This window comes from Tardiphaga sp. 813_E8_N1_3, from assembly GCF_051811025.1.
In the GTDB taxonomy this organism is placed as follows: Bacteria; Pseudomonadota; Alphaproteobacteria; order Rhizobiales; family Xanthobacteraceae; genus Tardiphaga.
Map to the genome: position 1 here is coordinate 4,991,916 of NZ_JBPWQE010000001.1, position 17,807 is coordinate 5,009,722.

Annotated in this window: 21 protein-coding genes; 7 read left to right on the forward strand and 14 right to left on the reverse strand. The window is 58.4% G+C overall.

The window, feature by feature from the left end:
• Position 1: 1 nt before the first annotated feature.
• Together AB8A33_RS23685 and AB8A33_RS23690 are read right to left on the reverse strand one after the other, a co-directional pair.
• A complete protein-coding gene (locus AB8A33_RS23685; protein WP_439094989.1) occupies positions 2-1,267 on the reverse strand; it encodes a TRAP transporter large permease in 1,266 nt (421 codons plus the stop codon).
• Positions 1,267-1,890: a TRAP transporter small permease gene (locus AB8A33_RS23690; protein ID WP_439094990.1), complete on the reverse strand. Its 624-nt coding sequence runs from the start codon at positions 1,888-1,890 to the stop codon at positions 1,267-1,269. The genes AB8A33_RS23685 and AB8A33_RS23690 overlap by 1 nt, the downstream gene beginning before the upstream one ends.
• Positions 1,891-2,070: 180 nt before the next feature.
• On the opposite strand from AB8A33_RS23690, the gene AB8A33_RS23695 reads away from it, so the two are divergent.
• Positions 2,071-2,748 carry a GntR family transcriptional regulator gene (locus AB8A33_RS23695; protein WP_439094991.1) on the forward strand — a complete coding sequence of 226 codons (678 nt, stop codon included), beginning with the start codon at positions 2,071-2,073 and terminating at the stop codon, positions 2,746-2,748.
• A 29-nt stretch (positions 2,749-2,777) separates the two neighbouring features.
• Here the strand turns inward: AB8A33_RS23695 and AB8A33_RS23700 are convergent, their stop codons facing one another.
• Positions 2,778-3,956: a M20 aminoacylase family protein gene (locus AB8A33_RS23700; RefSeq protein WP_439094992.1), complete on the reverse strand. Its 1,179-nt coding sequence runs from the start codon at positions 3,954-3,956 to the stop codon at positions 2,778-2,780.
• A 541-nt stretch (positions 3,957-4,497) separates the two neighbouring features.
• On the opposite strand from AB8A33_RS23700, the gene AB8A33_RS23705 reads away from it, so the two are divergent.
• Positions 4,498-4,968 carry an aminoacyl-tRNA deacylase gene (locus AB8A33_RS23705; RefSeq protein ID WP_439094993.1) on the forward strand — a complete coding sequence of 157 codons (471 nt, stop codon included), beginning with the start codon at positions 4,498-4,500 and terminating at the stop codon, positions 4,966-4,968.
• A 92-nt stretch (positions 4,969-5,060) separates the two neighbouring features.
• Here the strand turns inward: AB8A33_RS23705 and AB8A33_RS23710 are convergent, their stop codons facing one another.
• Positions 5,061-5,861, reverse strand: a complete 801-nt coding sequence (locus tag AB8A33_RS23710; protein ID WP_439094994.1) for an AMP nucleosidase — start codon at positions 5,859-5,861, stop codon at positions 5,061-5,063.
• 326 nt (positions 5,862-6,187) lie between these two features.
• Between AB8A33_RS23710 and AB8A33_RS23715 the strand changes: the two genes are divergently transcribed.
• The 3 genes from AB8A33_RS23715 (at position 6,188) to AB8A33_RS23725 (ending at position 9,167) form a co-directional block, all read left to right on the forward strand.
• Positions 6,188-6,607, forward strand: coding sequence for a CBS domain-containing protein (locus AB8A33_RS23715; RefSeq protein WP_439094995.1), 420 nt, complete (start codon positions 6,188-6,190; stop codon positions 6,605-6,607).
• Positions 6,608-7,002: 395 nt separating this feature from the next.
• Positions 7,003-8,406 carry an NfeD family protein gene (locus tag AB8A33_RS23720; RefSeq protein ID WP_439094996.1) on the forward strand — a complete coding sequence of 468 codons (1,404 nt, stop codon included), beginning with the start codon at positions 7,003-7,005 and terminating at the stop codon, positions 8,404-8,406.
• Positions 8,403-9,167 (forward strand): slipin family protein, encoded by a 765-nt coding sequence (locus tag AB8A33_RS23725; protein ID WP_439094997.1) that lies wholly within the window; start codon positions 8,403-8,405, stop codon positions 9,165-9,167. Before AB8A33_RS23720 ends, AB8A33_RS23725 begins: the two co-directional genes overlap by 4 nt.
• A gap of 97 nt (positions 9,168-9,264) precedes the next feature.
• Here the strand turns inward: AB8A33_RS23725 and AB8A33_RS23730 are convergent, their stop codons facing one another.
• The 8 genes from AB8A33_RS23730 to coxB all read right to left on the reverse strand — a co-directional run bounded on the left by AB8A33_RS23730 (position 9,265) and on the right by coxB (position 14,868).
• Positions 9,265-9,468 carry a hypothetical protein gene (locus AB8A33_RS23730; protein WP_089262760.1) on the reverse strand — a complete coding sequence of 68 codons (204 nt, stop codon included), beginning with the start codon at positions 9,466-9,468 and terminating at the stop codon, positions 9,265-9,267.
• Positions 9,469-9,523: 55 nt separating this feature from the next.
• Entirely contained in the window at positions 9,524-9,931 is a 408-nt protein-coding gene (locus AB8A33_RS23735) for a c-type cytochrome (protein WP_439094998.1), read from the reverse strand.
• Positions 9,932-10,033: 102 nt separating this feature from the next.
• Positions 10,034-10,327 (reverse strand): GYD domain-containing protein, encoded by a 294-nt coding sequence (locus AB8A33_RS23740; RefSeq protein ID WP_092139920.1) that lies wholly within the window; start codon positions 10,325-10,327, stop codon positions 10,034-10,036.
• 36 nt (positions 10,328-10,363) lie between these two features.
• Positions 10,364-10,729 carry a cytochrome C oxidase subunit IV family protein gene (locus AB8A33_RS23745; protein WP_439094999.1) on the reverse strand — a complete coding sequence of 122 codons (366 nt, stop codon included), beginning with the start codon at positions 10,727-10,729 and terminating at the stop codon, positions 10,364-10,366.
• 9 nt (positions 10,730-10,738) lie between these two features.
• Positions 10,739-11,461, reverse strand: a complete 723-nt coding sequence (locus tag AB8A33_RS23750; RefSeq protein WP_439095000.1) for a heme-copper oxidase subunit III family protein — start codon at positions 11,459-11,461, stop codon at positions 10,739-10,741.
• A gap of 16 nt (positions 11,462-11,477) precedes the next feature.
• The gene (locus AB8A33_RS23755; protein ID WP_439095001.1) at positions 11,478-12,182 is read right to left on the reverse strand and encodes a cytochrome c oxidase subunit 3; all 705 of its coding nucleotides are present in this window, start codon (positions 12,180-12,182) and stop codon (positions 11,478-11,480) included.
• Positions 12,179-13,954 (reverse strand): cbb3-type cytochrome c oxidase subunit I, encoded by a 1,776-nt coding sequence (locus AB8A33_RS23760; protein ID WP_439095002.1) that lies wholly within the window; start codon positions 13,952-13,954, stop codon positions 12,179-12,181. The genes AB8A33_RS23755 and AB8A33_RS23760 overlap by 4 nt, the downstream gene beginning before the upstream one ends.
• Positions 13,955-14,034: 80 nt before the next feature.
• Complete coding sequence (coxB, locus tag AB8A33_RS23765; protein ID WP_439096023.1) at positions 14,035-14,868, reverse strand: cytochrome c oxidase subunit II; 834 nt, start codon at positions 14,866-14,868, stop codon at positions 14,035-14,037.
• A gap of 254 nt (positions 14,869-15,122) precedes the next feature.
• Between coxB and AB8A33_RS23770 the strand changes: the two genes are divergently transcribed.
• Positions 15,123-15,308: a hypothetical protein gene (locus tag AB8A33_RS23770; protein WP_439095003.1), complete on the forward strand. Its 186-nt coding sequence runs from the start codon at positions 15,123-15,125 to the stop codon at positions 15,306-15,308.
• Between the two features lie 160 nt (positions 15,309-15,468).
• Positions 15,469-16,380 (forward strand): DUF2189 domain-containing protein, encoded by a 912-nt coding sequence (locus AB8A33_RS23775; RefSeq protein WP_439095004.1) that lies wholly within the window; start codon positions 15,469-15,471, stop codon positions 16,378-16,380.
• Positions 16,381-16,526: 146 nt separating this feature from the next.
• On the opposite strand, the gene AB8A33_RS23780 is transcribed toward AB8A33_RS23775, so the two are convergent.
• Together AB8A33_RS23780 and AB8A33_RS23785 are read right to left on the reverse strand one after the other, a co-directional pair.
• Positions 16,527-17,399, reverse strand: coding sequence for an amidohydrolase family protein (locus AB8A33_RS23780; RefSeq protein WP_439095005.1), 873 nt, complete (start codon positions 17,397-17,399; stop codon positions 16,527-16,529).
• Between the two features lie 11 nt (positions 17,400-17,410).
• Positions 17,411-17,803: a RidA family protein gene (locus tag AB8A33_RS23785; protein WP_439095006.1), complete on the reverse strand. Its 393-nt coding sequence runs from the start codon at positions 17,801-17,803 to the stop codon at positions 17,411-17,413.
• Positions 17,804-17,807 lie beyond the last annotated feature (4 nt).

A 17,807-nucleotide genomic window follows, 5' to 3' on the forward strand; every position in this document is an offset into this window, starting at 1 on the left:
CTTACTTGATGAGGGCGAGAGACAGATACGGATAGAGCGAGAGCAGCACCAAGAGGATGCAGGAGATGAAGAAGAACGGCAGTGTCACCATGAACATCTTGCCGGGCTTGGCGCCGGTGACGGCAGCCGCGACGAAAAAGCAGAGCCCGACAGGCGGCGACAACAGGCCGAGCACGAGATTGATCACAACCACCACGCCGAAGTGCCTGGGATCGATGTGATAGATCTCGGTGGCCACCGGAAGAAGGATCGGCACAGTCATGATCAGGCCGGGCACGCCATCGATCACCGTGCCGATGACAAGCAGGATGACATTGCAGATCAGCATGAAGCTGATCGGATCCTTGGCTACGGTCTGGATCCAGGCGGCGGTCTCCTGCGGCACCTTGCCGAAGATCAACACCCAGGAGAACACCGCGGCAGCGGCCACCAGAAACAGCACGATGGCCGAATAGATGCCGGAGCGCAGCATCATCTGCGGCAGCTGCGACCACTCGAATTCTTTAGTCCAGTATTTGCCGACAACAGCAGCGGCGACTGCGCCGACCGCAGCCGATTCCGTTGCGTTTGCCAGACCGCCAAGAATGGAGCCGACGATGACGATGGGAATCAAGAGGGTTGGCGAGGTGCGCAGAATGGTCATCATACGCTGTTTCGGCGTCTGATATTCGGCGCGCGGATAGTTATAGATGTAGCCCATCAGCGCGATGACGATGCAGAACATGCCGGTCAGGATCACCCCGGGAATGATACCGGCGATCAGCATGTCACTGACCGACACCTGCGCCAAAACGCTGTAGACCACGAACATCACCGATGGCGGGATGATGGGGCCGAGCATGCCGCCATAGGCCGTGAGGCCGGCAGCAAAGGTCTTGTCGTAGCCTTTCTTTTCCATTTCCGGGACCATGATCTGCGCCATGATCGCGACCTGTGCGGTCGCCGAGCCGAGAATGGAGGAGATGAACATGTTGGCGAGAATATTGACGTAGGCCAGTCCGCCCTTCAGCGAGCCGACAAAGGCCATCGCCATGTCGACGATGCGCTTGGTGATGCCGCCGCCATTCATGATCTCGCCGATCAGGATGAACAGCGGAATCGCGATCAGGCCGTAGCTGTCGACGCCGCCGAACAGCTGCAGCGGATAGGATTGGAACAGCACCGGATTGCCGGATGCCATGATGTAGACGAAACCGGCAAGGCAGAGACAAAGGCCGATCGGCACGCCGACCAGCATGATCACCGTGAATGCAGCGAAGGTGATCATCAGTTGACCCCGTCGAGTTCAGAGAGCTGGAAGCCTTTCGGCGGCACCTTGGCGACGAGACCGAGGTCCTCGAGCAGATTGGCAATGCCATGGATGGTGATCGACACCGCGAAGATCGGCAGTGTCAGATACAGCACCCATGTCGGCCAGTTCAGCGTCTGCGTGCGCTCGGTGTAGAGGAAGTTGAAGGTCTGGCCGGCGAACTTCTTCGCGTCGAAGCCTGCTTGCGCAAGGCCGATCGGGTCCATCCAGAGGAGGCAGGTGACGATCAGGCCGACACCGAACACGATCACCGTGCTCGTGGCGATGATCTTGAAGATCTGCTGGCTTTTGGCCGACAGGCGCTCGGTCATCATGGTGACCGCAAAATCGAGCCGCAGGCGGGTCATCGCGGAGGCGCCGATGAAGGTCAGCCAGACCACCGAATACACCGCCGACTCGTCGATCCAGTAGATCGGGAAGTGCGAATAGCGGGTGACGACATTCACCAGGATCAGCGCCGTCAGCAGATACATCAGGCCCATCAGCGCCAAGCGCTCGAAGGCGAGCAGCCCCGCGGACGCCGCCAGGATGACCCGGCGGACCCCGATGGCTGGGGCCGTCGACATCGTCTGGTCACTCATAAACGGCCCCCACTGTCACGATTGTGATATGATTTTTGGATCGTATAATTTATACAATTTCTGTGTCAAACGCTGATTTGCACAAATTCGCGCCTTGAGGAGTTTTTGTGCGGCAGCGAAGACGGGACAAGATCTGAGATCAATCCGGCCGGAATCCGGAGAAAAAGGCTCGATAAATCAATGAGCGCGCCGCTAAAGCACCGCACACTCTCGGCCATGATCACCGATCAGCTGCGCCAGGCGATCCTCGACGGTACCCATCCGGCCGGCTCCCAGCTGCGCCAGGACGCGCTGGGCGAGGCCTATGGCGTGAGCCGGATCCCGGTGCGGGAAGCGCTATTTCAGCTCGAGGCCGAAGGGCTGGTGAAGATCGTCCCGCAAAAGGGCGCCATCGTTTCGGAACTGTCGCTCGACGAAATCAACGACGTGTTCGATCTCCGGGTCATCCTCGAGCCACGGATGCTGGCGCAGTCCGCGCCGCATTTTGTCGATGACGACTTCGCTGCACTCGACGACATCCAGCACCGCTTCGAGAAGGCGATTGCCGCCGGCAATATCAGCGAATGGGGACAGCTCAACGCCGATTTCCATATGGCGATGTATGTCCGGGCGCGGCAGCCGCGCACGCAGTCGATCGTGACGGCGCTGCTGCAAACCAGCGACCGCTACACGCGTATGCAACTCTCGACGACCGCCGCGATGGGCATCGCCGAGAAAGAACATGCCGAACTCATTGCGCTGTGCCGCAGCCAGCAAATCGACGACGCCTGCCGTTTCCTGGAACGTCACATCGAGTCGGTGCGCGCAGACCTTCTACGCGTCATCGGCCGCACCATTCCGAAGAGTGGCGCGGCGTAGACGCGCCGCTCGAATCGCGCGATTGCGGTCTAAGCGAGCTCCTGCTCCACCAGCCCGGCGAGATAGCTCGCGCCGATCGGCAGCAGATCGTCGTTGAAATCGTAGCCGGGATTGTGCACGGGCACGCCGCCCTTGTCGGCGCTGCGCTGCCCGAACATCAGATAGGCACCACGGTTGCGTTCGAGCATGAACGCGAAATCTTCACCGGCAAGAATTGGATTGCCTTCGCGCAGCACCTCAGTGACGCCCGGCACCGCCGCGGCCGCCTCTGCCGCGCGCACCGTCTCGTCGGCCGTGTTGATCGTGGCCGGATAGGCGTGGCGATACTCGATCTCCGCCGTGCCGCCGCAGGCTTGCGCGGTCAGCGTCACCGCGCGCATGAACAACTCCTCAACGCGTTCGCGCACCTCGGGCTTCAGCGTACGCACCGAGCCGCGCAACTCCACCGTCTCGGGCAGAACGATGTCCGAGGTACCGCCGTGGATCTGGCCGATGCTGATGATGGCAGATTCCAGTGCATCAACCTGACGGGACGGAATCGCGTTCAGCGCATTCACCACCTGCGCCGCCATGGCCACCGTATCGATGCCCTGATGCGGATGCGCACCGTGCGAGGAACGGCCACGCAGCGTCACCTTGAAATAATCGATCGCCGCCAGCGCCGTGCCGGTCAGCGCTTTGACGGTACCGAGCGGCATGTCCGGGCTGTTGTGGATCGCATAGATGGAATCGCAGGGAAAACGCTCGAACAACCCGTCGTCCATCATCGCCTTGGCGCCGGCGAGGCCTTCCTCGGCCGGCTGAAAGATCAGATGCACCGTGCCGGCGAAATTGCGCGTCTCGGCAAGATACTTGGCCGCCCCGAGCAACATGGTGGTGTGACCGTCATGACCGCAGGCATGCATGCGGCCGGCATTCTGCGAGCGATGGGCAAAACCGTTGCCCTCCTCCATCGGCAGCGCGTCCATATCCGCGCGCAAGCCAATGGCCCGGTTGCTGCCGGCCGCCTGATGACGGCCGCGGATCACGCCGACCACGCCGGTGCCGCCGAACCCGCGATGCACCTCGATACCCCACTCCGACAACCGCTCCGCCACCAGCGCGCTGGTGCGCTCCTCCTCAAAGCCAATCTCTGGATGTGCATGGAAATCCCTGCGCCAGGCAGTCATTTCCGGGTGCAATTGGTCGAGACGTTCGCGCGGGGTCATATGCTCTCACCTTTGGGCTTGTCCTGCCCATAGGCTAGCCCGGTGATCATGCCCTCGCAACCAACCGACCGCACACGCAGCGCCACTTACTTCAGTGCTGCCCCCGTGGTGACATCAAGCAGTTAGGATTAACGTGGCGAGATGCGCGCCACCACATGATCGACATCGTGGTCGATCAGCCTATCTGTGAATGCTGTGCGTTCTGGAAAATGGCACGCCATTCAGAATAAAACTGCGCCCCCTATACTTTTGAAATAGATATATAATTTCGATTGAACACCTCATGCGATCCTCGCATGCGATCGAATGGACGGCCACCCCCGTTTGCGGGAAGAAGCGTTGCGGCGCTCGCGCAGTCACCACCGACAGCGCGGGCATCCTGACTATCTCGCGAGAGAGTTGGTCACCGATAACGAATTGCAGCTGGCGGATGGGAGGCCTATGCTGGGCTTATAACCAAGCAGCCGCCCATCGCACGGCGAGAGTCTGCAGACAAAGACCTTACGATGGATGGCTTGCATTTTGCCCCGGAGGTCACGCCATGACCATTGCTCCCACCCTGCAAAAATACCTGGCCGCTGAAAACATCCAATACGAGGTGATCCCGCACGAACTCCGCATGACGTCCTCTGGTACGGCTGAGGCATGCCATATCTCGGGCGATCGCCTCGCCAAGGGCATCGTGTTGCGGCGTGACGGCGAATATATACTGGCCGTCTTGCCCGCATCGCATCACCTCCGCCTGTCGGACCTGAGGACATCACTCGGCGACAATGTCCACATGGCCGATGAAACCGAGATCCATCAGCTGTTCCGCGACTGCGCGCACGGTGCAGTTCCTGCCGTCGGTAAATGCTACGGTCTGGATATCATCGTCGACGACAGCATCCAGGCGCAGCCGGAGGTCTATCTGGAAGCTGGCGATCACGAGACGCTGCTTCATATGGGTCACGCGCAGTTTGCGCGCCTGACGGCCAACGCGCCGCACGGGCGTTTTAGCGCGCATGACTGAGGATTAGTCGGACGATCCGGGGCGACCGTCGCGGTCCCGAATGGGAAGATTGTGCCGCTGCTTAACTATTGCTGCAGCGGTGCGACGCTTCTTTACGTCTCATGCCCTGCATCAAAATCGTCTTCGAAACGCAAATGCTTGACGCTGCGGCCGCGGCGCCGCACAAGCTTCAGGGCCTCCACCCCGATCCTGATATGCCTTTCGACATAATTCGCGGTCACCTCCTGATCCGACGCTTCGGTCTTCACACCCTCGGGAATCATTGGCTGATCAGACACAAGAAGCAGCGCGCCAGTCGAAATGTGATTGGCAAATCCTGCAGCAAAGATTGTTGCAGTCTCCATATCGATCGCCATGCTTCGTGTACGACGCAATATATCCCTGAAGCGATCATCGTGTTCCCAGACACGACGATTGGTTGTGTAGACGGTGCCGGTCCAATAGTCGTGACCGAGATCGCGGATCATGGTTGACACCGCGCGTTGCAACTGGAATGCGGGCAGCGCAGGAACCTCCGGGGGCAAGTAATCATTTGAGGTGCCTTCGCCCCGAATGGCCGCAATCGGCAGGATCAAATCGCCAATTTGATTTTTGCGTTTCAACCCGCCGCATTTGCCCAGAAATAATACGGCTTTCGGCGCGATGGCGCTTAACAGATCCATCACGGTCGCGGCATTCGGGCTTCCCATGCCGAAGTTAATCAGAGTGATACCATCGGCAGTCGCGTTGGGCATCGGTCGATCTGCGCCCTTTACCAAACTGCCATACGCCGTTGCGAACCATTCGACGTAGTTGTCGAAGTTGGTCAGGAGAACATACTCTCCGAACTCAGCAAGCGGCGTGCCGGTGTAACGCGGCAACCAGTTTTCTACGATATCCTTTTTCTCTTTCATTCCCGCTGATCTCGTCTGGAGGTGTGCAACGCCGCAGCCTGCCAAACCAGTGGATAGGACTGTTCCCTGTCCAATGAGACACGCCTGGATTATCTGGGGTTCCATTAATCCACTTGCAACCGTGAATGGTCCGGGTCTTGCGTCGAATGCGCGCTATTCAGGAAGGTGACTTGCAACAGCGGCCGCGTTTGTCGGGTCTGATCGCGCAGGAATGATGTTTTCTTCTGCGACCTCGCACGTAATTGATTGTATAGTTGAGGACACGGAGGAGGCGAGACGTACTGCATTGCATCAATTCCCCTGAACTCTAGGAACGGAGGTTCGCCATGAAAGTCAAAGAGGTGATGCACAAAGGTGTCGACTGGGTCAGCCCCGACACCCCTGTCACCGAACTCGCAAAATTGATGCGGGGGCATGACATTGGCTGCGTTCCGGTTGGCGAGGACGACCGCCTGATCGGAATGGTGACCGACCGCGACATCGTCTGCAAAGGGCTCGCGAGGAACAGTTTCGATGCCCACCGCGCGACGGCGCGCGACGTGATGACCGAAGGTATCCATTGTTGCCGGGAGGACGATGATCTCGCAAAGGCAATGCATCACATGGAGAAACTGCGGGTCCGCAGGCTGCCGGTGATCAACAAGAGTAAACGGATGGTCGGTATCGTCAGCCTGGGCGATGTCAGCCATTCTGCGTCAGGTGATTTGTTGTCCGACTGCGTCAAGAGCGTTTCGGCCCATCACTGAAACACGGCCAGTCGGCACGATCGTGGAGCAGCTCGATGACAGAACTTTGCTCGTCGAACCGCGATGAAGTAGGTCGTGCCGACGCGGTCACGCCATTGTCCGTAGGCGCAGCGAGGGCGTAGATCGAAACTGCGGCATGCGGACAGCGAATACGGTCCCAACATTATGCACACGCCTTGTTCGCGTTTTTTTCTGAATGGTGGCAATTTGGCGCGCCATTCAGAACGAAACTGCGAACTTCTTATGTCATTGAGACTACCTGATAATATCGAAGATTCCTCTCGTCTTGCGCAACCCTCTCATTCGTTTCGACAACGGGCGGTGGCTCGCTAATCCCCGTCGTATTGAGATTCTGCCAGGACCCCCCACATCATCTTGATAAGGGAGTCCTGGCTGTGCAGACCGTACGGGCTACTCTTGCCGCGACAATTGCGATTGCCGCTCTGGCTGTCTTCCCCACCACGTCTGTCTCGGCGGAGGGGAGTGGAAAACTTGTGCTGACGATCGCAATCGACGGAGCGATCGGACCGGCAACCGCCAGCTACGTGAAGGACGCTCTCGCCAAGGCAAGCGAACGGCGCGCCGAAGCTGTCATTCTGCGCCTGAATACGCCGGGCGGCCTCGTCACCAGCATGCGCGAGACCATCGCCGACGTGCTGGCATCGCCCGTTCCTGTCATCGGTTATGTCGCCCCGTCCGGAGCCCATGCCGCCAGCGCCGGCACTTATCTCCTCTATGCAACGCATATCGCCGCAATGGCGCCGGGCACCAATCTCGGCGCGGCAACGCCCGTGCAAATCGGCAGTCCGGTGCCAGGCCTGCCGGGCATCACCCCTGACAAAGACGGTAAGGACAAGAAAGACGGCGCCCAGCAAACGGAGCCGAAGGACGCGATGATGGCGAAGGCGACGAACGACGCCGTCGCCTTTATCCGCAGCCTGGCCGAGTTACGAAGACGTAACGCCGATTGGGCCGAGAAAGCCGTCCGCGAGGCAGCCAGCCTCTCCGCCAGTGCTGCGTTGCAAGCGAATGTCATCGATCTCATTGCGCGCGACCCGGTCGAACTGCTCAGGCAGATCGATGGTCACGTCGTGGAGCTTCCCGGTGGCGACAGACGGCATCTGACGACGAAGGATGCGACGATCGAGACGATCGATTCCGGATGGATCGCGCAATTTCTGTCTGTGATCACCAACCCCAACGTCGCCTTCATTCTTCTGCTGGTTGGCATCTACGGTCTGATTTTTGAATTCATGTCTCCTGGTGCCGTCGCGCCCGGCGTGGTCGGTACAATCTGTCTGTTGCTAGGCCTCTATGCCTTCAACCTGCTGCCGACCAACTATGCCGGCCTTGGGCTGATGATGTTGGGGATCGCGCTTCTGATTATCGAGGCCTTCAACCCGACCGTGGTTCTTGGCCTCGGCGGAGCCATCGCCCTGGTCCTTGGTGGGTTGATGTTGTTCAGGATCGAAGCGCCCGGATACCGGCTGTCATGGACGCTCGTCGGCATCGTGACGGCGATGTTCATCGGGCTGCTTGTCATTGTGCTCGGCTCGCTTCGGCGTGCCCGCAAAGCTCCGGCACGAGTCGGCGCGCAGGCCATGCACGGCCTAGCTGCCGAAGTTCTCGACTGGAACGACATCGAAGGTCACGTCTTCACGCAGGGTGAGCGCTGGCGAGCCCGCAGCACGGAAACGTTCAACCCCGGAGAGACGGTCGAGATAGCCAGCATCACGGATCTGACGCTGATGGTGCGTCGCCGGCCGGCACTCAGCGCCGGCGAAGGAGGTGTGCGATGATGCTCGATTACATAGCCTATTCGCTGCTCGCGATCATCGTGATCGCCTTTCTCTCCTCCGCCATTCGCATCCTGCGGGAATACGAGCGCGGCATCGTCTTCACGCTCGGACGCTTCACCGGCGTGAAAGGTCCGGGGCTCATCATCCTGATTCCGTTCGTGCAGCAGATGGTGAAGGCCGATCTCAGGGTGATGGTGCAAGATGTACCGCCGCAGGACGTCATTTCCCGCGATAACGTTTCCGTCAAGGTGAATGCCGTTCTCTATTTCCGCATCGTCGATCCAGAACGCGCGATCATCAAGGTCGGAAATTACATGGCCGCGACCAGCCAGTTAGCGCAGACCACACTGCGCTCGGTGCTCGGCAAGCACGAGTTGGATGAAATGCTCGCAGAACGCGACAAACTCAACGCCGACATTCAGGAGATCCTCGACCAGCAAACCGACGCGTGGGGCATCAAGGTTACCAACATCGAGATCAAGGATATCGACCTCAATGAAAACATGGTGCGTGCCATCGCCAAGCAGGCCGAGGCGGAGCGGCTGCGGCGAGCGAAAGTGATCAATGCGATAGGCGAGCAGCAAGCCGCCGAGAAGCTCGTCGAGGCCGGCCGGATCCTCGCTCAGGAGCCGCAGGCGATGCAGCTGCGCTATTTTGCGGCGTTGCACGACATTGCAGGCGAGCGGTCATCGACTGTGGTCTTTCCGTTGCCGATGGATCTGCTCAGCCATATGACGCCGCGGCCGGGCGGAACATCGTGACTACCTTCTTGTACTTCGGTGCCAGCTTCGGCTTAAGTCGGTCATGGCCCGAAGGGGCCATGTCTCACACAAGCTTACTCACCAGCCCGATTGACCATTAATGAGTATCCTCGGCGCGCTCGTCGACAGGCACATGTGACGGGTGTCGTGCGTCGCCGCGCCGGTTTTGTGGACGGACATACATCGTCATCGCTTCCGGGAGCTCTGCCTTGACTTTCAGAGCGGCGACAAGCGCGTCCTCGGCGTCCACGACGACATGGCCCGCCTTGCCCTTTAACTTGAATCCAACGGTAAATTGCATCTGCGCACCACCTCGTCTTCACTGCACTCGTCTTCACTACAATTGCGTCGCCCGCCTACTTTCCTCCAACGGGCGCCATCTCGGCCTTCTTTCCCGTCGGGTCGAACTGTTTGAGATAGGCGACAACATCGTCAATCTGCTTCGGAATCTTGAGTCCCGGAAACGTCATTTTGGTGCCGGGGATCTTGGCCTTCGGATCCTTGATGTATTCGCGGAAGGTTGCTTCATCCCAGGTGATCCCGGAATTCTTGTTCGCAGGTGAATAACTGTAACCTGCAACTGTTCCAGCCTTACGCCCAAAAAGCCCGTTGAGCTCGGGCCCGACTGCATTCTTGGCGTTCTCGCCGATTTGGTGACACGCTCTGCACTGGGTAAATATTTTCTCTCCCGATGCAGCATCCTGCGCGAATGCAGAAGCGGTTGAGAGAATTCCGGCTCCGAGTACGCAAGCGAAAATTCGCATACGACCACTCCATGTCTGTCAACTCAGACGGTCGACAACCAAGATAGATCGACATGTCACTGACCGGCGCGTGGCACTCGCGGACGTGCCTCCGGTCCGCAATCAGCCAAGCGACTTGATGATCTCCCGGTAAGCCGTTTCGGGAAACGCTTTCAATGTGCGCGTTCGAATGTTTCCCAGCATACCGAGCTGCAAGTTGAATCGCGCGGCGACGGCATCATCAGGCGCTTCGTAAACCGCGACCATGTCATAGTCGCCCATGGTCAGAAAAAACGATTTGAACTCTCCATCCATATCCTTGAGAGCTTTCTTCGCCAGGTCGAGACGACGCGGCGAGTCCTTGACGTGTTGGACACCTTGATCGGTCCAGTTTGCAAGCATGATATATGTGGTCATAGAAGTCCTCCTTGCACACGAGGCCCCCGCTCATCTTTACGCCCCAGCCTTGAAGAAAATGATCCGGCTCAACAGCGTGTAGTCCGACTCAAACACCATGATTCCGACAAAAACCAGCAGCAGCAACGGCGGGAGTAGGATGGCATAAGCCAAAGCCAGACGCTCCCACGCCATGTGCATGAAGACCGCAATAATCAAGCCTGCCTTCAACATCATGAACAGCACGATGAGAGACCACCTCAGATATCCCTGCAGGTTGAAGTAGTCGACGAGGTAAGAGCATGTACTCAGGACAAACAACCATCCCCAGACCACGAGATAAAGCTTGATCGGGTGCTGATGTCCCTCGGCATGGGCCGCGGGGGTTGCATGGGATGTTGCATGTAGCGTGACTTCAGCCATGTTTTTCCCTCACCAAAGATAGAAAAAGGCAAAGATAAACACCCATACCAAATCGACGAAATGCCAATAAAGGCCAGTGATTTCGACGATTTCGTAGTTCCCCTTCCTGCTTGTGAAAAATCCCCGACGTCCAGTCTCGAAATCTCCGCGCCAAACCTTTCGCGCAATGATGATCAGGAAAATCACGCCAATCGTTACGTGCGTGCCGTGGAATCCTGTGATCATGAAAAAGCATGAGCCAAACTGCTCCGCCCCCCATGGATTTTCCCAGGGCCTCACCCCCTCCATGATCAGCTTGGTCCATTCGAAAGCCTGCATTCCGACAAATGTCGCACCGAACGCAGCGGTCACCAGCATCAGCATCGCCGTTTTGCGGCGATCGTTGCGGTAGCCAAAATTGACGGCCATAGCCATGGTCCCGCTGCTGCTGATCAGCACGAAGGTCATGATGGCGATCAGAATGAGCGGGATGTGTTGTCCCGCAATCGTCAGAGCGAAGACTTCACTCGGGTTTGGCCAGGGCACCGTCGTAGACATGCGCGCCGTCATGTACGACAGCAGGAAGCAACCGAAGATGAATGTATCGCTGAGGAGAAAGATCCACATCATGGCCTTTCCCCAGGATACATTCTTGAATGCCCGTTGATCCGAGGACCAGTCGCCGACAATACCTTGCCAGCCTGTGGTCGTCGTTCGGCGTCTTTCGATGTTTGTCAGCACAGTCTCTGCCATCGTATCGATGCCTTTCCTATGTCAGCAACTGGCGACAGATGGTGACGAGATCGTCCGCCCAGCCAGTCAGCAGAGCGAGCAGGATCAACCAGACCAAAAGCAGGAAATGCCAATACATCGTGCACAGTTCCACACTCAAACGCAGGCGCGGGATTTCAACACCGCGCCATGCCTTGACGATGGTTCTGCTCAGAGCGACGAGACCGCCGAGCAAGTGCAGTCCATGAATCGCGGTGATCAGATAGAAGAAGGCGTTGGCAGGATTGGCGGCCAGAAAGTAGCCCCCAGTGTTAAGCTGCTGCCACACCAGCAACTGACCTATCAGGAAAACAACGGCCGAAACGCCACCTGCAAGCAGGCCGGTGAGCACATTTTCGCTGTCGTCGCGACGTGCGGAAACCTGCGCCCATTGCAACGCGCCGCTGCTCACGATCAAAACAGCGGTGTTGAACCACAGCAACGCGGGCACGGGCAGCGACCGCCAGTCGATCAATTGCATGCGCATGGAGTAAGCGCTGACGAAGAGCGCAAATAGCGACCCGACAACCGCGAGAAACACACCCAAACCTATTTTCGCCGCCGGCAACGACATCGAACTTCCGCCGGGAAAATCGCCGACCGCCCCCTCCTCCAGCCAGGGCTTGGCCGCAAGCCGTTGCTGCGAGAGCCACCATCCCGCAATGGCCGCTATTCCAGCCATGAACAGGACGATAGCCGTCATGGATGCGCTCCCTTCGGCGTAGAGCTGGCCGGCGGTTCATTCTGGGGGATGAAATCCCGTGCAGCGCCGGGCACGCTATAGTCATAAGCCCAGCGATAGACGACCGGGAGCTCTTTGCCCCAGTTGCCATGCGCCGGCGGCGTCTGCGGCGTTTGCCACTCAAGTGTGGTCGCGTTCCACGGGTTACCGCCAGCGTCCTCGCCCTTGAACAGGCTCCGGATCATGTTGAACACGAATACGAGCTGGGCAAAGCCGACGATGAGCGCAGCGATACTCATGAATGCATTCAGGTCGTGGGCCGACGCCGGGACGAATGCCGTCCCGCCGATGTCGTGATAGCGGCGCGGCACACCCAGCAGCCCGAGATAGTGCATGGGGAAGAAGATCGCGTATGCTCCAAGGAATGTAACCCAGAAATGGAAGCGTCCCAGCGTCTCGTTCAGCATCCGTCCCGTCACTTTCGGATACCAGTGATAGATCGCGCCAAACACGACCATGATCGGCGCAACACCCATGACCATGTGAAAATGGGCGACCACGAACATGGTATCGGACAACGGAACGTCCACGACGACGTTGCCGAGGAACAGGCCGGTCAGGCCGCCGTTGACGAACGTGATGATGAATGCGAGCGCGAACAGCATCGGAATGGTGAGGTGAATGTCGCCGCGCCACAGGGTCAGGATCCAGTTATAAACCTTGATCGCCGTGGGGATCGCGATGATGAGAGTTGTTGTTGCGAAGAAAAATCCGAACTTCGGATTCATGCCGCTGACATACATGTGGTGCGCCCACACCACGAAGCTCATCGCTCCGATTCCGACAATCGCCCACACCATCATGCGATAACCGAAAATATTCTTTCGCGCATGAGTGCTGATGAGGTCAGAGACAATGCCGAAAGCAGGTAAAGCAACGATATAGACTTCGGGATGGCCGAAAAACCAGAACAGGTGCTGGAACAGCAGCGGACTGCCACCGCCGTACTTCCCCAGCTGCCCCATCTCCACGAGCGTTGGCATGAAGAAGCTGGTGCCAAGAAGCCGATCGAACAGCATCATCACCGAGGCGACGAACAAGGCTGGAAATGCAAGCAATGCCATCACGGTTGCTGTGAAAATGCCCCACACCGTCAGAGGCAGCCGCATCAGCGTCATTCCGCGCGTGCGACCCTGCAGCACCGTCACGACGTAATTCAAGCCGCCCATGGTGAAGCCGATAATGAACAGGATCAGCGACACCAGCATCATGATGATGCCTGCTTCCTGTCCGGGGCTTCCGGAAAGGATGGCCTGTGGCGGATATAACGTCCATCCCGCACCCGTTGGGCCGCCCGGCACAAAGAAAGTCGCAACCAGCACCAGGACGGCAAGCAGGTAAATCCAGTAACTCAGCATGTTCGCGTAGGGGAAAACCATGTCGCGAGCGCCGACCATCAGCGGGATGAGGTAATTCCCGAAGCCTCCGAGAAACAGTGCTGTGAGAAGGTAGATCACCATGATCATGCCATGCATGGTGATGAACTGGAGATACTGACTCGGATCAATAAACGAAAACGTTCCGGGGAAGCCGAGCTGCAGCCGCATCAGCCACGACAGCACCAGCGCGACCATGCCGATGGCCATTGCCGTCATCGCATACTGGACCGCAATGATCTTCGCATCTTGCGAGAAGACATACCGCGTCCACCAGCTTCTCGGGTGATAGAGATCGACCTCACCCACTTCGGCCGGCGGAATTCCTGCCAGTACGTCAGACGGGACATCAACCATTAAAATGTCCTCCCGGATTTATCCTCTGATCGTCACTCATCGCAAGCGTTACGACGTGCAACGCCGCCGCGCCGGTCCTGCTATTTGCCGCGGATCTTGTAAGTCGCCTTCATGATGATGCGATGGCCAAATAACGCTGCGAATGTCTGCTGCTTCTCCAGCCATGCATGATATTCGCTCTCCTCCTGGACGATGACGTTGCTCCGCATTTGCGCATGCGCGATGCCGCACAATTCCGCGCAAAGAACCTCGAATGTTCCTGTCCGCGTAGGAGTGAACCAGAAGTATGTGACCGAGCCCGGCACCATATCCATCTTCGCCCGGAACTCGGGCACGTAGAAATCGTGCAGAACGTCGATTGAACGGAGCAATACCTTGACCGGCTTCCCGATCGGGAGATGCAAGTCGTCGTTCTCAACCACGACGTCGTCCTGACCATTAGGATCGTTCGGATTCAAGCCTAGCGGATTCTCGGCACTGACGTTGCGGGCATCGACCGTCCCGAGCCGGCCGTCTTTTCCGGGCAGCCGGTAGCTCCAGCGCCATTGCTGGCCCATGACCTCTATCTCTGTCGCATCGGAGGGCACAGTCACGAACTGATGCCAGACAACCAAACCGGGCGCCAACATCGCTCCGACACCGATCGCAGTCCCTATGGTGAGCCACCATTCGAGCCTTTTATTTTCGGGCTCATAGGCCGCTTGTCTTCCTTCCTTGTGATGAAAACGGAAGATGCAATAGGCGATGAATGCGACGATCGCGAAGAAGACCGCCCCGGTGATCCAGAACGTCATGGTGATCGTGTCGTCGATGTAACTCCAGTTCGATGCGATCGGCGTCCACCACCATGGGCTTAAGAGGTGAAACAGCACCGAAGCGACTGCGACCAACAGCAGTATGAATGCTACAGCCATCCCTTGTTCATCCTTGCCTCTAGAGGCTGCGGACAAGACTTAGAAAAGGGCGCAGTTAACGTCTGCATCGATGGCTGATTTCGAGCTCGCCATCACAATGCTGGCCGCCTTGCCCTCTAACCGGTCGCAACATCGAATTCGAAAAGTTGCGATCGCTGGTGTCGTCGAACTACGGGCACTTGCCACTACAGGATGTTCCCCGGCAGGCTTGATTGTCAATAGACCGGCTTATTCCTCACGACGACGATAGCACCATGATCGAACCGTTGAGCAATGGCACGCGCAACGGATTCCCATATCGCATTGCAATACACGACGCCGCGCATCCGCGTGACAGACAAAGTGATGCATCAATTGCCATCAGCCACGCGGTGAAACGTAAACCTTACAAAGGAAGAATTCACCGAACAGTGCGTGCTATTCTTTCCGGATTGCGCTAAACTTACTGCACAGGTTGCGACAGGTTTTGCTCGGCAAAGCTCTCTTCGTTGAACTTGGCCGTCTTCCAGAACCAGTCGCGATTTCTGCGCACGAAGGCGAATACTCGTCATTTGAGAATGACCCGATCTCGCCGGTGCGAACGCGTGGGAGATCGTGACCATGGCCACTCCGTATTCTGACAAGATCTCGCAGACAGCACCAGGCGCTTCCGATAGCGTTGCCGTCCCCGTTATTCGCAAGATCGGGTTGTCCGATCTGCATGAAGCGTTGCAGCTAGGCTGGGAAGACTTCAAGGCGGTTCCAAGTCACGCCATTATTCTGTGCGTCATCTATCCTGTTCTCGGGCTTGTGCTGGCCAGAATGACCCTTGGTTATTCGGTGTTACCACTGCTTTTCCCGCTAGCCGCCGGTTTTGCGTTGATTGGTCCTTTTGCAGCCCTCGGTCTCTATGAACTCAGCCGCCGCCGCGAACGCGGCGAAGAGGCGTCGGCGTGGCATGCACTGGGCGTGCTGCGCTCGCCGTCCTTTGGGGCCATGCTTGGCCTCGGCACGCTGCTGCTCATTCTGTTCGTGGTCTGGGTGACCACTGCGAATGCGATTTACATCTCCAAGTTCGGCAATGCCCCTGCGGCCAGCATTCCCGATTTCGCATCGCGTATCTTCACAACCACAGAGGGGCACCAACTGATCGTCCAGGGCTGCGGCGTCGGACTATTGTTCGCCATCATGGCCCTGTGCGTTAGCGTCGTGGCGTTTCCGCTGATGCTCGACCGACATGCGAGTGTGACAGATGCAGTTCAGACCTCGCTGCGGGTCGTGATGAAAAATCCTGTGACCATGGCGGCATGGGGTCTGATTGTTGCCGCGCTGCTGGTGGCCGGTTCGCTGCCGCTATTCGTCGGTCTCGCTGTCGTTCTTCCCCTACTCGGTCATGCCACCTGGCATCTTTATCGCAAGGTGCTGGAACCAGACCCGAATCCTCGGCAGGATCCTCCCCGTCCGCCGAAAGGACGGCGCTATGCGGCCGATTTTCCGGTCTCTCTCTTCCCGTGGGGCCGTGATAAGCCATAGGTCGAAACAAACGACCGTGACGCTCGTGTCGGCTTCACAATCGGTCGCGCCACCCCGCGCGGATGAAATCCAGTCCAGATGAGGGGCGATCCCGGATATCTACCGGAAGCGGACTCCGCTCCCGGCAGGATGTCCACCATCATCTATTAGGAGAACCCAAACAGCTTTGCCGGATTTGTGACCAGTATCTTTTCCAGCAAGGCGTCGTCCGGCGCGTAGCGATAGAGCAATTCAAGCAGGTCGGCGTCATTCGGCGGCTGGACGACCGATACCGGGTGCGGCCAGTCGCTTGCCCAGACGCAGCGATCAGGCGCGGCTTCGAGATAGGCTTGCGCGATGGGAACGACGTCGTCCCAAGGCGGACCTTTCTTGGACGTCTTTTCACCAAGCGAGAGCATCACCCAGAAATTTCCCTTCGACAGCAGATCGAGAACCGCACGCAAGTTCGGATCGTTCTTGCCGAGCGTTGGATCCGGGCGACCCATGTGATCGATGAGGACTGGCACCTTGAGAGACGCGATCTTGTCGAGATTGGCGACAATGCCGTCCTTCTCCGGCTGGAATTTAGCGTACCAGCCGAGTTCGGAAATACGTGCGATCGCGCGCGCGTAGTCGCTGTCCGAAAGCACGGCGCCGAGCTCCTTGCGGAAGCTGAACCGCGCCCCGCCGACGCCGGCGTCGTTCAGCTTGGCGAGATACGCATCGTCGCGCTCGGCGAAAACCAGTGCATTCGCGCAGGCCTTGTAGTTCGGCCCCATCGCCGCCAGCCCGTCCAAAACCACCGAATGATCGGCGCCATATGTCGTCGTCTGCACGATGATGCCGCGCTCGATACCAAGCGCCTTGTGTACCCGAAGCGCAGCCTCCCAGGTCGCCGTCGGCATCTGATAGGCTGCGCCTGGCCGGACGGGATAGCGCTCCACCGGACCGAGCACATGGAACTGACTGTCGATGCTCTTTGGCGGCGGCTTGCGGGACGGCGTGCGCGGGTTTGGATCAAATGGAAGATAGTCGGGCATCTGTTGCTCCTTTAATCGATCACCGCAGTGAAATCGCATTGCACCAGGGCGCCGCCCTCCATCTCCATGGAGAGCGCGTGACGGGCCGGGCGCGAATGCTCGTCCGGAAACATCTTGAGCCACTCGACATTGACCGGCCCACGATTGCTGCGATCCTTGAGCCAGACCGTCATCTTGATGATGTCGTCGGTGCTGCCGCCACCGGCTTCCACGATCGCCTTCATATGCGCGAACATGTTGGCGCACTGGCTTGCGAGATCGGGTGGCATCTCGCTTGTCTTGGGATCGCGGCCGAGGATGACGCCGGACATCAGCAGATTGTTGATGCGGCAGGCATTGGGGATCGGATTTGCGTGTTTGAACTCGCCGATATGAACGCTGCGGCGGCGCTTGGAAGATGTCATGGCT

What these genes read in the sequence shown, in the direction of transcription:
- AB8A33_RS23740 (WP_092139920.1), bottom strand. Translation starts at nt 10,327, where the DNA reads ATGACCACATATATCATGCTTGCAAACTGGACCGATCAAGGTGTCCAA.
- AB8A33_RS23735 (WP_439094998.1), bottom strand. Translation starts at nt 9,931, where the DNA reads ATGCGAATTTTCGCTTGCGTACTCGGAGCCGGAATTCTCTCAACCGCT.
- AB8A33_RS23685 (WP_439094989.1), bottom strand. Translation starts at nt 1,267, where the DNA reads ATGATCACCTTCGCTGCATTCACGGTGATCATGCTGGTCGGCGTGCCG.
- AB8A33_RS23770 (WP_439095003.1), top strand. Translation starts at nt 15,123, where the DNA reads ATGATCGAACCGTTGAGCAATGGCACGCGCAACGGATTCCCATATCGC.
- AB8A33_RS23780 (WP_439095005.1), bottom strand. Translation starts at nt 17,399, where the DNA reads ATGCCCGACTATCTTCCATTTGATCCAAACCCGCGCACGCCGTCCCGC.
- AB8A33_RS23725 (WP_439094997.1), top strand. Translation starts at nt 8,403, where the DNA reads ATGATGCTCGATTACATAGCCTATTCGCTGCTCGCGATCATCGTGATC.
- AB8A33_RS23775 (WP_439095004.1), top strand. Translation starts at nt 15,469, where the DNA reads ATGGCCACTCCGTATTCTGACAAGATCTCGCAGACAGCACCAGGCGCT.
- AB8A33_RS23750 (WP_439095000.1), bottom strand. Translation starts at nt 11,461, where the DNA reads ATGGCAGAGACTGTGCTGACAAACATCGAAAGACGCCGAACGACGACC.
- AB8A33_RS23760 (WP_439095002.1), bottom strand. Translation starts at nt 13,954, where the DNA reads ATGGTTGATGTCCCGTCTGACGTACTGGCAGGAATTCCGCCGGCCGAA.
- AB8A33_RS23695 (WP_439094991.1), top strand. Translation starts at nt 2,071, where the DNA reads ATGAGCGCGCCGCTAAAGCACCGCACACTCTCGGCCATGATCACCGAT.
- AB8A33_RS23715 (WP_439094995.1), top strand. Translation starts at nt 6,188, where the DNA reads ATGAAAGTCAAAGAGGTGATGCACAAAGGTGTCGACTGGGTCAGCCCC.
- AB8A33_RS23730 (WP_089262760.1), bottom strand. Translation starts at nt 9,468, where the DNA reads ATGCAATTTACCGTTGGATTCAAGTTAAAGGGCAAGGCGGGCCATGTC.
- AB8A33_RS23745 (WP_439094999.1), bottom strand. Translation starts at nt 10,729, where the DNA reads ATGGCTGAAGTCACGCTACATGCAACATCCCATGCAACCCCCGCGGCC.
- AB8A33_RS23710 (WP_439094994.1), bottom strand. Translation starts at nt 5,861, where the DNA reads ATGAAAGAGAAAAAGGATATCGTAGAAAACTGGTTGCCGCGTTACACC.
- AB8A33_RS23705 (WP_439094993.1), top strand. Translation starts at nt 4,498, where the DNA reads ATGACCATTGCTCCCACCCTGCAAAAATACCTGGCCGCTGAAAACATC.
- AB8A33_RS23785 (WP_439095006.1), bottom strand. Translation starts at nt 17,803, where the DNA reads ATGACATCTTCCAAGCGCCGCCGCAGCGTTCATATCGGCGAGTTCAAA.
- AB8A33_RS23690 (WP_439094990.1), bottom strand. Translation starts at nt 1,890, where the DNA reads ATGAGTGACCAGACGATGTCGACGGCCCCAGCCATCGGGGTCCGCCGG.
- AB8A33_RS23700 (WP_439094992.1), bottom strand. Translation starts at nt 3,956, where the DNA reads ATGACCCCGCGCGAACGTCTCGACCAATTGCACCCGGAAATGACTGCC.
- coxB (WP_439096023.1), bottom strand. Translation starts at nt 14,868, where the DNA reads ATGGCTGTAGCATTCATACTGCTGTTGGTCGCAGTCGCTTCGGTGCTG.
- AB8A33_RS23755 (WP_439095001.1), bottom strand. Translation starts at nt 12,182, where the DNA reads ATGACGGCTATCGTCCTGTTCATGGCTGGAATAGCGGCCATTGCGGGA.